Genomic DNA, 16740 nt, shown 5'->3' with positions numbered 1-16740 from the left:
ATCAATGCAGAAAAACGCATTACACATTTTACTCGCCGACGACGACGAAGACGACAGACTTTTCTTTAAGGATGCTTTCGAAGAAGTAAAAGTACAAACCAAGGTCGAATTTGTTTTCGATGGTTTACAGTTAATGGAACATCTTATGAATCCGGATACTAAATTACCTGATATTTTATTTCTGGATTTGAACATGCCAAAAAAAACAGGTAAGGAATGTTTGATTGAAATAAAAAAAACAGAGCACCTGAAGAATCTCATAATCGCCATTTATTCAACATCTTCTTCAGATGAAGACATTGAAGACACGTTTATTGAAGGCGCTAATATTTATATCAAAAAACCAAGTGATTTTAATGCACTTAAAAAAATTATTAATGAAGTTATAACGCTAAATTGGCATTATCATACATCAGGATTAAATCGTGATAATTTCTTATTAAGCCTTAAGTAATTAGAATAATAATGAAATGGATTCCTAAGTTTAATTCCTCAAATTATTTGAGAGTTATTTTTATAATAGCTATTTTCATTTTAATTTTTCTTTCGTCAATAGCTTACAAACATAACAGGGATCTTAATGAATCTACTAAGCTGCTCATGCATACCTATGAAATTAACATAGAGCTTGAGCGGCTTATGTCTGCTATAAAAGATGCAGAAACAGGTCAGCGTGGCTTTATGATTACCCGAAACCATCGATTCCTTGCTCCTTATCTTTTTTCGCGTGACAAAGTAAACACTTCCTTCATTGCCTTAAAAAAACTTACTGCCAACAATCCGGAACAGAAACAAAATCTGGAGAAAATATACAAACTAATCATTAAACGCTATGTTTCTTTTGAAAACTGTTTGAAATATAGCAATCCCGAAACGTATGATAAAAGAAAATTAGACAATCATATGTTTGGTGGCCGTATATTAATGGACAACATTCGTTTTAAGGTAGATGAAATGAATGATATCGAAAAAAACTTTTTGAAAAAAAGTTTAAAAAAATATGATGAGGAAATTTCACTTGGGCCAATTTTTTCGATCCTATTATTTCTAGTCGCTCTTCTCTTTATTTTACTCGCTTACAGACAAATAAGCAAAGACCTTGAACGCTTAAAAATTTACAACAAAAAACTCTTGATTTCTTCAGGATTAATGGCCGAATCTGAAGTAATTGGTAAATTTAGTACCTGGCAATGGGATCTCGAAACAAATAAAATTGATTATTCTGATAATCAATTTAGACTTTTAGGGGTTGAGCCAAATACTTTTGTACCCAAAAAAGATAGTTTTTTAGACTTTGTACATCCAGAAGACAAAGAAGCGATTAAAACCTCAATGGACGGAATAATCAATAATCAAGTACTTCCCTTTATATATTATAAAATAATTCAGCCTAATGGCGAAATCAGACATTTAAAATCTACAGGTAAATTATTGATTGACCAGAATGGAAGTAAAATTCTGCTCGGTATCAATTTTGACATTACAGATGAACACTTACTAAACATTGAACTTCAGGAACGAAATAACCAGCTTGAAAAAAGCAATAAAGAATTAGCTTCTTTTAATCATGTTGCTAGCCATGATTTACAAGAACCATTGCGTAAAATACAAACTTTTATTTCAAGAATTTCTGAAGAAGACAAGGCAGCTCTCTCTGATAGCGGAAGAGAATACATTATAAAAGTAGAAACATCAGCCAAAAGAATGCGTATTTTGATTGATGATTTATTATTATTCTCCAGAACCAATACGACCAAAAAAGAATTCATTAAATCAGATCTCAATGAACTGCTGGAAAATGCAAAATCAGAACTTGCTGTAATAACTGATGAGAAGAACGCAATCATTAACGTTACTAAATTACCTAAATTAGAGGTTATCCCTTATCAAATAGAACAGCTTTTCATTAATTTGATTGGTAATTCACTAAAATATAGCCTGCCGGGAATACCTCCTGAAATTACTATTGATTGTGAAAAAATATTATCTAATGAATATCCGGAATTGATTGATCATCCTTTCAGAAAATTTTACAAAATTACCTTTACCGATAATGGAATGGGATTTGATCCGCAATTCAAAGAGAATATTTTTGTGTTGTTTAAACGACTACATTCCAAAAACGATTATCCGGGTACAGGAATCGGATTAGCAATTTGTAAAAAAATTGTTGAAAACCACAAAGGTTACATAACAGCTGACAGCAAACCAGGCGAAGGATCCGTATTTACTGTATTTCTTCCTCAATAAATCTCTCATAAAACCTTATTAAAAACGTTATATTTTTCCAGAATGGGAATTATATAACGTTTCTTTTTTATGCTGTAAAGCAAACCTTACTATTCGTTAGCATCTTTGTAATGTAATAATGAAGTAACTATTTAGACAGATGTTTTCATCAAAAAGATCATTCTTCAAAACAGCTTTTATAGTCATTGTAACAATAACTATTTTATCATGTAATGAAAATGAAAAAACGGAAAACAAATACGTTCTTATAAAAAATACGGAACAAACTGAAGCTTATTTTTTTGTTGCAACTGCAGGAGTAACAAAAACAATTATTTCTAAAGCGCAGCTGGCACAACGTAAAAGTTTACAAAACTCAATAAAAATGGTCAGTAGCAAAATAGAAAATAATCAAAAATTATTATTGCAGGAAATCAATAAAATAGCTGTTCAAAAACTCATTGTAATCAGTGAAATAAATACATCAGTTACGAATAAGGATTTGTATGAGCTTGCTAACAAAAAGGATGTAGATTTTGATGATGCCTATTTAAATTCTATAACACAGTCATTAACTGAAATGATAGAATTATTTGAATCCATAACAAAAGAAACAAATGATATGGCAATACTGAAATTAGTTGCTCATTATTTACCAAAACAATACGAATTTTTAAGAGAAACAGAAAAAATTAAAAAAACAAATCAATTAAAATCAAATTAGAATTATTAACAAAATTTTTAAATTATGAAAATGCAATCAAATTTTTTATACGCCTTATCTCTTTTTATGATGACTTCATTTGGAGTAGTATCTGCCCAAAGCAGTACAGTTGTAGGACCTGAATTCGGTATCAAAGGAGGGGTTAATATGTCAAACTTATATTCAGATTCTGATGATATCGATGATGAAAATGCACTATGGGGGTTCAATGCAGGTATTTTTGCAGCCTTTCCCATCGCTGATAAAGTATTTATTCAACCAGAGATATTATACACTACAAAAGGTGCTGAATTAGATTATAACGTTTCTGGTGTTGCAGGTACTAATAAATTTAAACTTAATTATATTGAAGTTCCATTATTAGTAAGATTTAATCTAACTGAAAACTTTAATGTTCACGTAGGTGGTTATGCGTCATATTTAGTAAATGCTAAATTAACCGGAGAAGGAGATATTGAATTTGATAACGAATTAGATGCAGATGACTTCGAAAGATTTGATGCAGGTTTATCTGCTGGTGTTGGTTTAGATTTCAATCCAGTTAGTATAGGATTACGTTATAACTACGGATTAACAACTATCGGTAAAGAAAGAGAAGCTTTAGGAAATACTTACACATTTCCAGATGCTAAAAATAGCAACTTAAGCTTATACTTAGCTTATAAATTAAACTAGAAAACATAAATTATTAACCCTAAACATTAAAACCATGTCAAATTTATTATATACAATCGCGGTTATTCTTGTCGTTCTCTGGGCTCTCGGGTTCTTTGTATACAGCGCAGGAAGTATTATTCACATACTATTGGTAATTGCCATTATAGCAATACTATTCAGACTTATAAAAGGTCGCGAAATTTAAAAATCAAGCATTATTAAACATTTTATATCAATTTTTTAAATCAAATATTATGAAAACTAGTAGCACAATTTTAGGAATTTTAGGAGCCGCAGCGGCAGGAGCTTTTTTAGGAGTATTATTTGCACCGGATAAAGGTTCAGAAACAAGAAAAAAAATTAAAAACAAATCGAAAGATTACGGAGATAACCTTAAAGGAAAATTCGATGATATCGTAAGCACAATCAGTACAAATGGTAAAGATATCATTGAAGAAGGTAAAGCAAAATTCAATCAGGTAAAAGAAGACTTCAACGCTATCAAAGAGGAAGCAAAAACTGTAAAAACAAACTACTAAGATTGATTTTTTTCTTCAACCATAAAAAACACCAATATCATGGAAACTAATGCAACAACAAACGAAAACCTAAATATGTATGAAAAAGCAGAAAACTATACCAAAACAAGTTTAGAATTAATTAAACTTAAAACGGTATCAGCGACTGCAGACGTTTTATCAACATTAACTTCTCGAATTGCGGTTGGCGTTGTTGTTGCATTTTTTACTTTGTTTCTTAATATCGGACTTAGTATATGGATTGGAAAAGAACTTGGTGAATATTATTATGGTTTCTTTGTGATAGCAGGTTTTTATTTAATCATTGCTATCATATTACACAAAACACAGCATAAGCTGATCAAAACGCCTATTGGAAATATAATTATCTCCAGTATTCTGAAAGACACTAAAAACTGATTTAATAATTAATACTATAAAAAAGACTATTTATGGAAACTATTTACACTATTGATTCATTAAATCAAAAAATTAAACTTTTAGAAGAACAGCAAGACAGGGAATGGTGTGATATCAAAGATGAAATCGATGAAATTAAGGAAAATTTAAAACCTCTTAATCTGATTCGGAACACAATCCAGGAAGTCAATGAAGCCGTGGGCTTCAAGAGTGATCTTGCCCAATCGGCAATAAGCATTGGAATAGGTTACCTGGCTAAAAAACTGGTAGTAGGAAAAACCGATTCTACGTTTAAAAACATCCTTGGGTCAATTTTACAGCTTGCCATAACCACTTTGGTCACCAAGCCTGCAGACCATCATCATCCTTCTGAAAAGGACTTATACAAGGAAGAATCATTTGAAGGGTAATTGTATAACTTAAATACAACTATTATGGAAAAGATAAACGAAATAATAATCAAAAATGGTGTTTACATTTACTCTAACTTCTATAAGTGTTTTGAATACACCAGAGTATTTCTAGGTATCTAACTGGTTTATACGTTTCTAGCTATAACAAACGGTTAAACAGTTAATACTTCACTATAAATATCTGTTTTCTTAAACAGAGCCTTACAAGAAAAAGCAAAGTTTGCACTAGTGAACTTTGCTTTTTTGATTTCAGGTAACTAAGCAGTTAAGTTTCTACATTTCTTTTATACAGCAAAAAGCCGAACTTAACTATTTAAGTCCGGCTCTGTCTATTTGTCCTTCATTCTTAACTCTATATTCTAATCAAAAGTCTCGAGAAGTTAAAATTTTAAAAAACTTCAGAAGCTTCTTTTAGTTTCTCCATATTATTTACCAACTGAAGCTCAGAAACGATTTTCTGAATATCACCATTCATAATATTACCTAAATCATACAAGGTCAAACCAATACGATGATCCGTTACACGTCCCTGTGCATAATTGTAAGTTCTGATTTTAGCCGAACGGTCTCCTGAACTCACCTGAGAACTACGCTTTTTAGCATCTTCCTCCTGCTTTTTGGCCAGTTCCATTTCGTATAAACGCGAACGCAATACCATCAAGGCTTTATCTTTATTCTTGTGCTGTGATTTCTCGTCCTGACATTGAGCTACTAATCCGGTTGGAATATGCGTTAAACGTACAGCAGATTTCGTAGTATTTACAGATTGTCCTCCAGGTCCTGATGAACAAAAGAAATCAACACGAACATCATTCATATCCACCTGAACATCAAATTCCTCTGCCTCCGGCAATACCATAACTGTTGCCGCTGATGTATGTACACGCCCCTGCGTTTCAGTCTGCGGAACACGCTGTACACGGTGAACACCCGCTTCAAACTTCAAAGTTCCGTAAACATCCTCTCCGGTAACTTCAAAAATAATCTCTTTAAAACCACCCGAAGTTCCTTCGTTCATATCAACCACAGAACTTCTCCACCCCATGCTTTCGCAATATTTAGTGTACATTCTGAACAAATCTCCTGCAAAAATACTCGCTTCGTCCCCACCCGTTCCGGCACGAATCTCCACCATAACGTTTTTCGCATCTTCAGGATCCTTCGGAATCAGCATAAACTTGATTTCCTCCTCCAGTTGCGGCAAACGCTCTTTTGCTTCATCCAATTGCATTTTGGCCATTTCAACCATATCCGCATCGCTTCCGTCAGCAATAATTTCGTTGGCTTCGTCAATATTGGCCAAAACAAGAATATATTCTTCTCTCTTTTCAACCAAAGCTTTGATACTTTTATATTCCTGATTAAGCTGTACATAACGTTTTTGATCCGCAATAACATCCGGCTGAATAATCAAATCCGAAATCTCATCAAAACGCTGCTTTACATATTGAAGTCTGTCTAACATTTTCTAGTTCCTTTTATTGGACTGCAAAATTACGAAAAATAGTTGATAGTTAAAAGTTGTTCGTTAATGGTTTTTTTAGGAGCTATTTCCTGCTATACGCTATATCTTTTTAGGCAGAATATTTACGGTTTACTTAGCTATTTTCGTTTGCCTAAAAAGGATGCCGCTGCTATCAGGGCTAGGCTTTTGTAATTTAACAAATGGCCCCTGATTCGGAATATCCTCCAGTAAGAGGTAATGATAATTTATAAAAGTTTTTCCTATATTAGCAAAATTAATTATTAACCAGTTATGGCATAAAGCGAACAAAAAAAGAGCATATTGAAGCCATTTTATAGCTGATATAAGTAAGTTAGCGGTCAGGCTGAAAAAACGACACGAATCAACTGAAAAATGAAAAGAATATTTATAGCGATTTTGACAATTATACTCTTGACGAACTGCAATAATTCTAAAAACAAAACTGTTGAAAAATCTGATCGAATAGAATTAGTTCCAGAAGCCGACAAAGAAATAAGAGAAGAATACGAAAAACAGAAGGGAAAACAATTGTCTTGCGTTTTTTCTGAGCCAGATACTTCTGTTGTTGGAATTAAAATCAGAAATGCCGAAAGCACATTAAATATTTTAGGAAAAAAAACAAAATTGGAGGGTGATTCAACACACGTTTTCTATTCGAATGATAAAAAACAAAAACTTGGACTAACAGTGCATCCTGGAGATTCTTATAGTGAAGTGAGTATTTTCAATATTTCTTATGCGGACAAATCGAAACTAAACTTGAGACAAATAAATTCAGAAGAATTTAAAACTGAGAAAGGAATTAAACTCGGAATAAGCAAAAGACAAATCATTGAAAAACTTGGTACTTGTTATGTAGTAAAAGATATTTCAAAAAATAGCATCGAATTAAACTACAGGCTTGAACTTCCTAATGACAGTAAGACAAAAATTTTAAAAACCAACAATATGCCAATTTATTATGCGTCATATAAACTGACAAATGACAAACTTGAAAATATTGAATTTGGTTTTGAATATCCATAAACAACAAAAATCACGAACCTCTAACAGCAAGGGATTCGTTGCGTGCGAAGCACGAACACCAGAGCCTTGGCGAACGGACGAAGTAATGAAGCCCGTGTTGAACGAAACCGCTGAGATTCCGCTACTATGGGTTTTTCGATAAAGGAGTCAGAAGAATTTCAAGAGGATTTAGTGTCCTCTTTTTTTTTGAAGTGGTTTCAAAGATGCTTTTGTCGTGTTTTCCTTCACCTTAGGGCATAAAATCCCTTACCCGTAAAATTAACTTTCACGGGGAATTAGGTTTTGGCTACCGCCAAGATACCAAGCAGGTGGACCACGCTGGTCAAAAACTGCTATTGGGTGTAAATTGCCCGTTTTGCAGCAGGGACATTTGGGCAAAAAAGGCTTCTTTTCTGCTTTTTCCAAGACCTTTACTTGGAGTTTTGCTTGCAAAAGCTCCTACATAAATTAAAAGATAAGTTGTAGCATTTGTAATGCGGTTATTAAAACAAAAGTTCATTATAAATTTGTAGGGAATTCATGTAAACAGCCTCGTTACATACGCTTTATTTAGTTTCTATAAGTAAACAGATACTCGTTGCAAACGAGCACCAGATTGAGACAACTCAATGAGCGACTACTAAAATGGGTGAAATGGGAAAAAGGATTGTACAAAAAGGCAGCGGTTAGATACCTCAAAACAAAGTACAAAGAAAAACCCGATTTATTCGTACATTGGTTATTGGTACATCCATAAATGTAAGTACATTTGTGTGATTTAATACGATAAGAGCCGTGTGAAGGGAGACTTTCAAGCACGGTTCCGTGAGAACGTAATGGTGAAATTCCATTGCGTGACTCGATTAGCCACAACTCTACTTAACAGACAGAAAAAAACAGATTACAGATGAAAATATTAAACTTGTCCTTTTTTTATTTAGCAATTAACTTACTTATTAGCTGTGCCGAAAAGAACGAAAAAACAGCACTTGTTAAAGAAAGAATAACTGTTGATCATAAAAACATTGACAGTATTGAATTAACTGAACTTGTAAAAGAGGTTTATGAATGGCACAATTCAAAAAGATTAGACGACTTTCCATACAAGTATGACGAAAAAAAAGACAGTATTTTTATTGGAATTGATTGGGATAAATACAAAAACAATATTCAACTTTTCAAACAAACTAATTTCTTTAGTACCGATTTTATAAAAAACCATAAAAGCATAGCACAGACATTAGACTCTTCTATCAGAAAAGCGGACATAACGTGGAGAAATATCAATGATGGAATACCTCTTTGGGAAACAAATGCAGACAATTGGTGCGGTTGTCAGGATTACCCCGAAGAATATTGGAAAAGACTAACTATCGACAGCTTAACCCTAAATCAAGGTTACGCAAACTTTATTTGGACTTGGGACAAGGATTTTCCTCACAGTTATAAAGTAACGGCGAAAAAAGAAGATGGAAAATGGAAAATCAATTCATTAGATGGATTCAAATACTTTTATACGGTTGAAGAATATGACAAAATGATGAAAGAAAAAGAATAAGAAAGAGCTGTGGCTAGTCGAGTAGGTAAAGGGGAATCTCACCCCTAAACCTCTCACAGAACCGTACGTGAACCTCTCGATTCATACGGCTCTTATTATGCAGTCGATTTACCCTTCTTTATTAGACTAATTTGTAGCCTAGTTCCCAATGGTAAATATAAGTTTGGATAGGATTTTACAATTTCTTTAAGCCATTTTACTGCTTTGATTTTGGTCCCTTTAAACCTTTTGTATTTATTGGTTATCCATTTTATCATTCTTTGATGTAGATAATAAAATACAGGATATAAACTCCTCTTACTTATTTTTGCATAATAATTTATCCATCTTCGTAACTTGGTATTCAATAATTTAGCTAAATCCTGTATTGTTCGTTGGGTTTTATTATGAAAATTTAATTTTCGGAGTTCTCCTGTTATGCGCACTTTAGACTTTCGACTCATTTTGCAATCAAACTGTAGAAAATTCCCCCCAGCTCTTAACTTTTTCATTATGGGTTGAAAACTAAAGCCCAAGAAATCAAACTGTACAGGATAGCCTTCGAGATTTCTACCATCTTTCTTACAATACACGATTTTGGTCTTTTCAGGATGCGCTTTTAAACCACAGCTTTCAAGACGGTCTTTCAGGTCTGCAAGTGTTTTAAATGCTTCCTGATAGCTACTACAATGGAGGATAAGGTCATCAGCATACCGAACCATGATCACTGATGGATGAGATTTCTCCAGCCACTTATCAACACAGTAATGCAGATAGAGATTGGCTAGAAGCGGGCTGATTACACCTCCTTGAGGAGTTCTTCCAGTCGTGCCAAATGCAGTAACGTAGTCGGTTTCTAAGCCAGCCATCTAAATCACGTAGTTTGCCCATGATATTCGTTCCACGAAAATAGTATAACCATCCTCGCTGGACTTCTTTTCACACAGCCGTTAACCGCTATTCCTGGATTTTCGTGGTTTGACGTCTGTTTTTTACGTAAAACTATTATCTTAGCAGACAGTAAGCTATTCGCTGGCTTTGCAACAGTCGGTTAACAGCGAAACGTCCGGCTGTGAAAAAATTAAAATCAACGTCTTGAGAATCTCATATTTGAAATTTTTCTCCGGTAGTTCTCCGGATACTCTCTAAATTTGAAGAGTTTTTTTCACAGTCTGACGTTGTGTACCGTTTAAAGAAGCGAACAAAAATATCGTAAAATGATTTATTGACATTATTTTTTGAATTACTTTACCACTTATGTTTAAGATAATAATGATGCGTACGATTCAACTATTTACAATAGGAATAATTGCTCTACAAGGTTTTTCTGTACATGCTCAAAATTATTCTCTTTATCATTATGAAACCGTAAAACCGAGAATTCGCGTAATTATTGACAATGATTTTGGAGGAGACCCAGATGGATTATTTCAATTGGTTCATCATATACTATCACCTTCAGTTGAAATTAAAGGAATAATTGGATCTCAGCATTATAGTAGTGGATTTTATGGTTCACCTGGTTCAGCAGCTTTTGCATGTACTCAAGTTGATGAACTATTAAACACAATGCAATTATCAGGAAAAATACCTATCTATGAGGGCGGTGAATCGGGATTAACAGATATTGAAACACCAATTGTATCCCAAGGCGCTAACGCTATCGTCAAAGAAGCAATGCGTGAGGATACAAAACTGCCATTGTACGTTGTCTGTGGTGCTGGTTTAACGAATATTGCAAGTGCTTATTTGATGGAACCCAAAATAGCTAAACGAATTATTTTAATTTGGATTGGAGGCCCAGAATACCAAGGCTTGGGCATTCCGCCGCCAACTGGAAAGAAACTTGAGTATAATTTAGGTATTGATATAAAGGCATGTCAGGTAATTTTTAATCTTTCTGATATTTACATTTGGCAAGTTCCAAGAGATACATATCGACAAGCATTGTATTCTTATGCTGAGTTGGTATATAGAATTAAATCAAATGGCATCATCGGTAAGTATCTAATAGATAAACTTGAGGATTTAATGAAAAGGGCAAAACGATCTCTAGGAGAAGCATATGTTTTAGGTGATAATCCGTTGGTTTTATTGACGGCATTGCAATCTTCATGGGAAGTTGACTCATCATCATCTAGATACGTGATAAAACAGTCTCCATATATCAACGAATCAGGATTATATGAAGAAGCACCAGAAGGTCGTAAAATAAGAGTTTATACCAATTTAGATACTCGTTTAATGTTAGATGATTTGGTCGCAAAATTGGCATTGCCGAAAATGAAATAATAAAAAAAGCCACCTAATCGAGTACACGGATCCGCCCCAAACGGAACGGAGTGCGCCTCTCAATTTAGCGAAGCGGTATCACGAAAACAAAAAAACAATAGTACATTGAGTACACCACCGAGCGTCATCCCGATAAAAATCGGAACAAGCTGTATATGGCGGTTCGCAAAATGATGGGTTTAATTCGATGTAAACATCTGTTAAGGATTGATAGCCTCGCTGTTTTAATCGTTTCAAGGTAATTGTCGTACTTAAACTCTGAGCATTCCCCTAAGATCTGCTAAGTTTATATGGTTGTAACCGGATACTTTTAGTGTCACGTCAAACAAATTATTGCTATCATTCTGGAGTTTTAGCTTTTTAAACTTTTTTGCAGCGTACATTGATTGAAGAAATTCTGCTACTTGTTCTGATGTTTTATATCCATTTAAGTTGGATTTCTTTGATTTATAAGCTTTATAAAGTTATTGATAAAATGGAAATAAAAAATAGTAAAGTCGTCTCTCATTACCAGACGATAGCTGTAGCTAATACTACATGAAAATTCAGGCACTAAATCTAATGCTAGAAAAATAAGCTTACTAAAAAATCCTCCTGAAATAAAGACGATAGATTTTCTAATGCATTTCTACTGTTTTGTACCTAAATACAGATGTTTCAAGACATTTTTTCAAAGTTGAGTTTCATAATTACTTAGTTTCATCTCTTGAAAGAGATTATCATAAAAATTAACTAAAGAAAGCCACTTATGAAAACTACCGGAAAACTATTACTTTTAATTACACTAATTTTATGGTGTGCCTGTAAAAAGGATGCAAAAGAAGAAAAAGCTGCTTACACAACTGTAAAAAATAGTATCAATACTTCAGAGTGTTTAGCTCCTGCTAACTGGTTTACAATCGTTAACAACACCCGCCAGACTCCTCCGCCAAATGAAGGACCAACAAGCGTATTTGCCAACAATGCAACAGTGACTAACTGTGACTTTCATCAGTGGTCCTGGCAAAAATTTCTTTGGCTTACTAATGAGGTAAATGGGGTTCCATTCTTTATGACTAATATGATTCAGGTTAATCCGGCTGGTCAGAAATTAGATCCAAGTAATGGAATCGTTTTAACAGATACTGCCCAGGCAAGTGCAACGACTGATATTTTAAAAACTCCTGCTGTTCCAAGATCAGCTACGGTTTATTATTCTATCTTTATGGATGATCTTCTTTACTCAACCATGCTGAAATATGGTCCTATAGCAAAAAACGATCCTTCAAAAATAAAAGAAATGACGTTTCCTGTAGGTTCGTTAGAACTTAAGACCTCCTGGATTGATGCCAGTATTCTCAAAGATCCTTCTTCTTATTTTGTTACTCAGGGAGTAATTAATGGCGTAAAAACAAAAGTAGCCCTTTTAGGGATGCATGTAGTTGGAGTGGTAGAAAACCATCCAGAATTTGTATGGGCTACATTCGAACATGAAAATCTTGCTCCAGCTTACGACTGGTCAAAAGCTACACCAACAACCGATGCGCCAGTTACAAGTACAGTTGACTATCCATTTTTTAATAAAAACAGCACGGCAACAGTAAAGAACATAACTTCAGGAAATGGAATTTATACTGACGTTTTTTCACTTTACAAATATGGTGTACCCGTTGAAAAAGCAATGAAAGGTTCTTCTAATGTCCAGCTTTTCATGAAAACAAGTCAAAATGGTTCAGAGAATTTAAATAATATTCGCACTATTAATCAAAGCGTTAAGTCACAGCTACAAGGCATTTGGAATAATTACTTTTATAATGGTTCCATCTGGATTAATACGGCAGGTTATAATACCACACAACAACAAGCGGCATTATTAAATTCGTTAAGCTATAATCTTTCAAATTCAGAACCAGGAAAATTGACAAGGGGCTCAGTTGCTGCTTATAATATTACTATGGAAACTTATGTTCAGGCAGGGTTTTCTCCAACATCCATACATCAGACTTCAGTAGACGACCTTGTTAACTGTTTCTCATGCCATAATACCTATTATAATACTAACAATCTTTCGCCACTTTATTTTAGTCATGTTTTTACAGGATATGTACAAAATCTACAGGGTTTAAACAGAAAGCAAATCAAACAGGAACATGTTAAGGAAATTGTAAGGGAGTTTAATTTGCGTTTAAAATTAAAAACTAAATAACTCAACCTTATTTTATGAAATGTAAAACCACAGATTTTTGTCTGTGGTTTTATTTTGTAAGATAAAATATGCCTGCTTTATAGCGCCATACTCAGTTTTTTTTCTTCAACAATTTTAAGATTTTTTTTTTTAAACATCTCCTTTAAAATAGGCAAATAAACTTGAAACCAATGCTCAGAAAACAAACCAGTTTTATATAAAATGATTATAAAAGCAACTCATAAAAACTATGTACTCTCGTGAAATAGACCGGGGTGCTTTAAGAAAAAAATTTATTTTATAATCGTAGTGAAAAAATTCCTACATTGCAGAAATTATTATAATATAAAATATATTCAACCTATATAATAAGATGTTAATACGTAATGTTTTTTAAAAAGTTAACTCGAGTGTTTTAAACAATAAAAAGAACCTATGAAACTCTTAATTGCTACTTTATTTCTGCTTTGTAATATTACTTTATTTGGGCAGTCAAATCAATTCGCTGGTAATTATTCGCGTTCACTTAGCGAAGAAGGAAAACATTTAATTGAATATGAACTCACTTTAAATCAGGATGGAACATTTGTATTTCATTCCTATTCAAAAATGCAAAGTGGAATACCACCAGAAGTCAGCAAATACGGTAAAGGAAAATGGAGCGTAAAAGATAATCTTATTTCTTTTTTAACAAATAAAACAGAAGATTTCGATGCTAAATATACTTTGGATTTTAATAATTCAACAGCACGATTTATAACTAAAAATCCAAGAGATAAAAGCGATAAAGTGGTTAAAACTAAACTTCAGTTTTTAGAATCTGGAATTTCATGGGTGCAAAGAATTGATCTTTTTAAAATATAATTACACTTGCCGATTTTTACCGGAGGTCATGCAGATAGTATCTTAAAACCTTAGCCGCTTTTTTGTAAAAAATCCTTAATTTCGCTTTCAAACAACAAGAGAAAATGAAGGTCTGTATTGCCGAAAAACCTAGTGTAGCAAGAGAAATTGCCGCCGTTCTGGGAGCCAATAACAAACACGATGGCTATTACGAAGGTAACGGTTACGCTGTAACCTACACTTTCGGGCATTTATGCACCTTAAAAGAACCCAACGATTACAAGCCTCACTGGAAAAGCTGGGATCTGAATAACCTGCCCATGCTTCCTGAAAAATTCGAAACAAAAGTGGTTCAGAATTCGGGAATCGAAAAACAATTCAAAATCATAAAAAGTTTATTCGACAAAGCTGAAGTGGTCATCAACTGCGGGGATGCCGGACAGGAAGGAGAACTCATTCAGCGATGGGTAATGAACGAAGCACATTACAAAGGTGAGGTACAGCGTTTATGGATATCATCCCTAACTACCGAAGCCATAAAAGAAGGTTTTGAAAACCTAAAACCTTCAGCTAATTACGATAATTTATTCTACGCCGGATTTTCAAGAGCGATTGGTGACTGGTTATTAGGTATGAATGCCACACGTTTGTACACCGTAAAACATGGAGGTTACAAACAAGTTTTATCAATTGGACGTGTGCAGACGCCAACTTTAGCAATGGTGGTTGACCGGTTTAAGGAAATCGAAAACTTCAGACCTCAACCCTATTGGGAGTTACAGACTTTATACCGTGAAACACTTTTTAGTTATGAAGACGGTCGATTCCTGAAAAAAGAAGATGGAGAAATTTTAGCCGATAAAGTCAAAGAAAGCGAATTTGAAATTGTTTCTGTTGATAAAAAGAACGGAAATGAATATGCTCCGAAACTCTTTGATCTTACAGGTTTACAGGTGTATTGCAACCAAAAGTTTGGGTTTTCGGCAGAAGAAACACTTAAAATCGCGCAAACATTATATGAGCAAAAAGTAATCACGTATCCTAGAGTTGACACCACTTTCTTACCCGGTGATATTTATCCAAAAGTTCCTGGAATTCTAAAGAAATTAACCCGTTATGCCGAATTGACTCAGCCAATTTTAGAAAAGAAAATAAAGAAATCGCCAAAAGTTTTCAACGATAAAAAAGTAACAGATCACCATGCGATTATCCCAACCGGAATCGAGATCAATCTGCCCTATAACCAGCAGCAGGTTTATGATATTATTACAAAACGTTTTATTGCTGTTTTTTATGATGATTGTCTGGTAGCTAATACAACCGTTATCGGAAAAGCAGCGGACGTAACTTTTAAGGCAACAGGAAAACAGATTCTGAAAAAAGGTTTTCGGGTGGTTTTTGAAGATCCGAATGCTAAAGAAAAAGAACCAGATTTACTGCCGAATTTTCTAGTGGGAGAAAAAGGGTCGCACGAACCCTCGTTTTTGCAAAAAGAAACCAAACCGCCTAATCAGTTTACAGAAGCAACTTTATTACGTGCCATGGAAACGGCCGGAAAACAGATCGATGACGAAGATTTACGTGAACTAATGAAAGAAAACGGAATCGGTCGTCCATCAACGCGTGCGAATATTATCGAAACGCTTTTTAAACGTCAATATATCGTTCGAAACAAAAAACAGGTATTACCAACACCAACCGGAATCCAGTTGATTGAAACGATTCAGAATGAACTAATCAAATCGGCTGAACTTACTGGTTCCTGGGAAAAGCAGCTTAAAGACATTGAAAGGGGAACTTTTACAGCAGGAGCTTTTATTAAGAACATGAAACGCATGGTAGAAGCTTTGGTAAATGAAGTCAGAAGCGAAACCAGACATGCTAATATTTCGCATGCGGCAACAATTCAGTTACCTGTTGTTAAAGCCGAAAAAGAAAAAAAGAAAGCTTACGGTATTACAGCAGAAACTTGCCCGAAGTGCCAAAAGGGAACTATTTTAAAAGGAAAGACAGCTTTTGGATGCAGTGAATACAAATCGGGCTGTAATTTTGTACTGCCTTTTGTTTTTCATGAAAAAAAAATTACAGAAAGTCAATATATACGATTGATTGAAAAAGGTTCAACTGTCAACATAAAAGGCTTTAAATTAGAATCCGAAACAGTTGAAGGCTTAATTCGTTTTGAAGAAAATTACAACCTTAAGCTAGAACCCAAGAAAACAGATAAAAAAGCAAAACCAAAAGAAAATCCGGATTCCTTAACCTGTCCAAAATGTAAAAAAGGGACAATTTTAAAAGGCAAAACCGCTTACGGCTGCGCAGAATATAAATCGGGTTGTGACTTTAAAGTGACTTTTGACGAAGTCAGAGCCAAATTAAAAGATCAAAAACCAACAAAAGAATTGGTGTATTCAATTCTTTGTTGTGAAACGTGAGAAGTTAAATGTTAAAA

The 16740-nt window shown here is 34.0% G+C and carries 17 protein-coding genes and 1 pseudogene; 14 read left to right on the top strand and 4 right to left on the bottom strand.

Going from position 1 to position 16740, the window contains the following annotated elements; translation table 11 throughout:
- The first annotated feature begins 4 nt into the window (after positions 1 to 4).
- From ACNC7R_RS10225 to ACNC7R_RS10190, 8 genes are all read left to right on the top strand, one after another.
- Positions 5 to 454 carry a response regulator gene (locus tag ACNC7R_RS10225; protein WP_110345566.1) on the top strand — a complete coding sequence of 150 codons (450 nt, stop codon included), beginning with the start codon at positions 5 to 7 and terminating at the stop codon, positions 452 to 454.
- Positions 455 to 465: 11 nt separating this feature from the next.
- Entirely contained in the window at positions 466 to 2250 is a 1785-nt protein-coding gene (locus ACNC7R_RS10220) for a CHASE3 domain-containing protein (protein ID WP_417940993.1), read from the top strand.
- A gap of 139 nt (positions 2251 to 2389) precedes the next feature.
- Positions 2390 to 2953: a DUF4142 domain-containing protein gene (locus ACNC7R_RS10215; protein WP_417940992.1), complete on the top strand. Its 564-nt coding sequence runs from the start codon at positions 2390 to 2392 to the stop codon at positions 2951 to 2953.
- A gap of 24 nt (positions 2954 to 2977) precedes the next feature.
- Positions 2978 to 3628: a porin family protein gene (locus ACNC7R_RS10210; RefSeq protein WP_417940991.1), complete on the top strand. Its 651-nt coding sequence runs from the start codon at positions 2978 to 2980 to the stop codon at positions 3626 to 3628.
- A gap of 34 nt (positions 3629 to 3662) precedes the next feature.
- Positions 3663 to 3815, top strand: a complete 153-nt coding sequence (locus tag ACNC7R_RS10205; RefSeq protein ID WP_417940990.1) for a lmo0937 family membrane protein — start codon at positions 3663 to 3665, stop codon at positions 3813 to 3815.
- A gap of 49 nt (positions 3816 to 3864) precedes the next feature.
- The gene (locus ACNC7R_RS10200; RefSeq protein ID WP_417940989.1) at positions 3865 to 4149 is read left to right on the top strand and encodes a YtxH domain-containing protein; all 285 of its coding nucleotides are present in this window, start codon (positions 3865 to 3867) and stop codon (positions 4147 to 4149) included.
- A gap of 39 nt (positions 4150 to 4188) precedes the next feature.
- Complete coding sequence (locus tag ACNC7R_RS10195) at positions 4189 to 4548, top strand: hypothetical protein (protein WP_417940988.1); 360 nt, start codon at positions 4189 to 4191, stop codon at positions 4546 to 4548.
- Between the two features lie 32 nt (positions 4549 to 4580).
- Positions 4581 to 4958, top strand: a complete 378-nt coding sequence (locus ACNC7R_RS10190) for a hypothetical protein (RefSeq protein WP_417940987.1) — start codon at positions 4581 to 4583, stop codon at positions 4956 to 4958.
- A 391-nt stretch (positions 4959 to 5349) separates the two neighbouring features.
- Here the strand turns inward: ACNC7R_RS10190 and prfA are convergent, their stop codons facing one another.
- Positions 5350 to 6426, bottom strand: coding sequence for a peptide chain release factor 1 (gene prfA, locus ACNC7R_RS10185; RefSeq protein WP_417940986.1), 1077 nt, complete (start codon positions 6424 to 6426; stop codon positions 5350 to 5352).
- 393 nt (positions 6427 to 6819) lie between these two features.
- On the opposite strand from prfA, the gene ACNC7R_RS10180 reads away from it, so the two are divergent.
- A complete protein-coding gene (locus tag ACNC7R_RS10180; protein ID WP_417940985.1) occupies positions 6820 to 7473 on the top strand; it encodes a hypothetical protein in 654 nt (217 codons plus the stop codon).
- Between the two features lie 322 nt (positions 7474 to 7795).
- Here ACNC7R_RS10180 and ACNC7R_RS10175 read toward each other — a convergent pair whose 3' ends face one another.
- Positions 7796 to 7972 carry a hypothetical protein gene (locus ACNC7R_RS10175; RefSeq protein WP_417940984.1) on the bottom strand — a complete coding sequence of 59 codons (177 nt, stop codon included), beginning with the start codon at positions 7970 to 7972 and terminating at the stop codon, positions 7796 to 7798.
- 387 nt (positions 7973 to 8359) lie between these two features.
- On the opposite strand from ACNC7R_RS10175, the gene ACNC7R_RS10170 reads away from it, so the two are divergent.
- On the top strand, positions 8360 to 9010 hold the full coding sequence (locus ACNC7R_RS10170; protein ID WP_417940983.1) for a hypothetical protein: 651 nt from the start codon (positions 8360 to 8362) through the stop codon (positions 9008 to 9010).
- A 95-nt stretch (positions 9011 to 9105) separates the two neighbouring features.
- On the opposite strand, the gene ACNC7R_RS10165 is transcribed toward ACNC7R_RS10170, so the two are convergent.
- Positions 9106 to 9858 (bottom strand): reverse transcriptase domain-containing protein, encoded by a 753-nt coding sequence (locus ACNC7R_RS10165; protein ID WP_417940982.1) that lies wholly within the window; start codon positions 9856 to 9858, stop codon positions 9106 to 9108.
- Positions 9794 to 9928: pseudogene (locus ACNC7R_RS10160) on the bottom strand (group II intron maturase-specific domain-containing protein); the annotation flags it as partial. The pseudogene ACNC7R_RS10160 and the gene ACNC7R_RS10165, both read right to left, overlap by 65 nt.
- A gap of 318 nt (positions 9929 to 10246) precedes the next feature.
- Here ACNC7R_RS10160 and ACNC7R_RS10155 point away from each other — a divergent pair.
- The 4 genes from ACNC7R_RS10155 to ACNC7R_RS10140 all read left to right on the top strand — a co-directional run bounded on the left by ACNC7R_RS10155 (position 10247) and on the right by ACNC7R_RS10140 (position 16723).
- Complete coding sequence (locus ACNC7R_RS10155) at positions 10247 to 11281, top strand: nucleoside hydrolase (RefSeq protein WP_417940981.1); 1035 nt, start codon at positions 10247 to 10249, stop codon at positions 11279 to 11281.
- Between the two features lie 748 nt (positions 11282 to 12029).
- Positions 12030 to 13466 carry a hypothetical protein gene (locus ACNC7R_RS10150; protein WP_417940980.1) on the top strand — a complete coding sequence of 479 codons (1437 nt, stop codon included), beginning with the start codon at positions 12030 to 12032 and terminating at the stop codon, positions 13464 to 13466.
- Positions 13467 to 13880: 414 nt separating this feature from the next.
- A complete protein-coding gene (locus tag ACNC7R_RS10145; protein ID WP_417940979.1) occupies positions 13881 to 14309 on the top strand; it encodes a hypothetical protein in 429 nt (142 codons plus the stop codon).
- A gap of 104 nt (positions 14310 to 14413) precedes the next feature.
- Complete coding sequence (locus tag ACNC7R_RS10140) at positions 14414 to 16723, top strand: DNA topoisomerase 3 (protein WP_417940978.1); 2310 nt, start codon at positions 14414 to 14416, stop codon at positions 16721 to 16723.
- The last annotated feature ends 17 nt before the right edge of the window (positions 16724 to 16740 follow it).

It is taken from the genome of Flavobacterium adiutor (assembly GCF_048282555.1).
Classification (GTDB): Bacteria; Bacteroidota; Bacteroidia; order Flavobacteriales; family Flavobacteriaceae; genus Flavobacterium.
This window is presented reverse-complemented; position numbering and strand designations above follow the sequence as displayed.

Excerpts from the sequence above, each read along its gene's own strand:
- ACNC7R_RS10200 (WP_417940989.1), top strand. The coding sequence starts at position 3,865 with ATGAAAACTAGTAGCACAATTTTAGGAATTTTAGGAGCCGCAGCGGCA.
- ACNC7R_RS10195 (WP_417940988.1), top strand. The coding sequence starts at position 4,189 with ATGGAAACTAATGCAACAACAAACGAAAACCTAAATATGTATGAAAAA.
- ACNC7R_RS10150 (WP_417940980.1), top strand. The coding sequence starts at position 12,030 with ATGAAAACTACCGGAAAACTATTACTTTTAATTACACTAATTTTATGG.
- ACNC7R_RS10170 (WP_417940983.1), top strand. The coding sequence starts at position 8,360 with ATGAAAATATTAAACTTGTCCTTTTTTTATTTAGCAATTAACTTACTT.
- ACNC7R_RS10225 (WP_110345566.1), top strand. The coding sequence starts at position 5 with ATGCAGAAAAACGCATTACACATTTTACTCGCCGACGACGACGAAGAC.
- ACNC7R_RS10210 (WP_417940991.1), top strand. The coding sequence starts at position 2,978 with ATGAAAATGCAATCAAATTTTTTATACGCCTTATCTCTTTTTATGATG.
- ACNC7R_RS10155 (WP_417940981.1), top strand. The coding sequence starts at position 10,247 with ATGTTTAAGATAATAATGATGCGTACGATTCAACTATTTACAATAGGA.
- ACNC7R_RS10165 (WP_417940982.1), bottom strand. The coding sequence starts at position 9,858 with ATGGCTGGCTTAGAAACCGACTACGTTACTGCATTTGGCACGACTGGA.
- ACNC7R_RS10145 (WP_417940979.1), top strand. The coding sequence starts at position 13,881 with ATGAAACTCTTAATTGCTACTTTATTTCTGCTTTGTAATATTACTTTA.
- prfA (WP_417940986.1), bottom strand. The coding sequence starts at position 6,426 with ATGTTAGACAGACTTCAATATGTAAAGCAGCGTTTTGATGAGATTTCG.
- ACNC7R_RS10215 (WP_417940992.1), top strand. The coding sequence starts at position 2,390 with ATGTTTTCATCAAAAAGATCATTCTTCAAAACAGCTTTTATAGTCATT.
- ACNC7R_RS10180 (WP_417940985.1), top strand. The coding sequence starts at position 6,820 with ATGAAAAGAATATTTATAGCGATTTTGACAATTATACTCTTGACGAAC.
- ACNC7R_RS10190 (WP_417940987.1), top strand. The coding sequence starts at position 4,581 with ATGGAAACTATTTACACTATTGATTCATTAAATCAAAAAATTAAACTT.
- ACNC7R_RS10205 (WP_417940990.1), top strand. The coding sequence starts at position 3,663 with ATGTCAAATTTATTATATACAATCGCGGTTATTCTTGTCGTTCTCTGG.
- ACNC7R_RS10175 (WP_417940984.1), bottom strand. The coding sequence starts at position 7,972 with ATGAACTTTTGTTTTAATAACCGCATTACAAATGCTACAACTTATCTT.
- ACNC7R_RS10140 (WP_417940978.1), top strand. The coding sequence starts at position 14,414 with ATGAAGGTCTGTATTGCCGAAAAACCTAGTGTAGCAAGAGAAATTGCC.
- ACNC7R_RS10220 (WP_417940993.1), top strand. The coding sequence starts at position 466 with ATGAAATGGATTCCTAAGTTTAATTCCTCAAATTATTTGAGAGTTATT.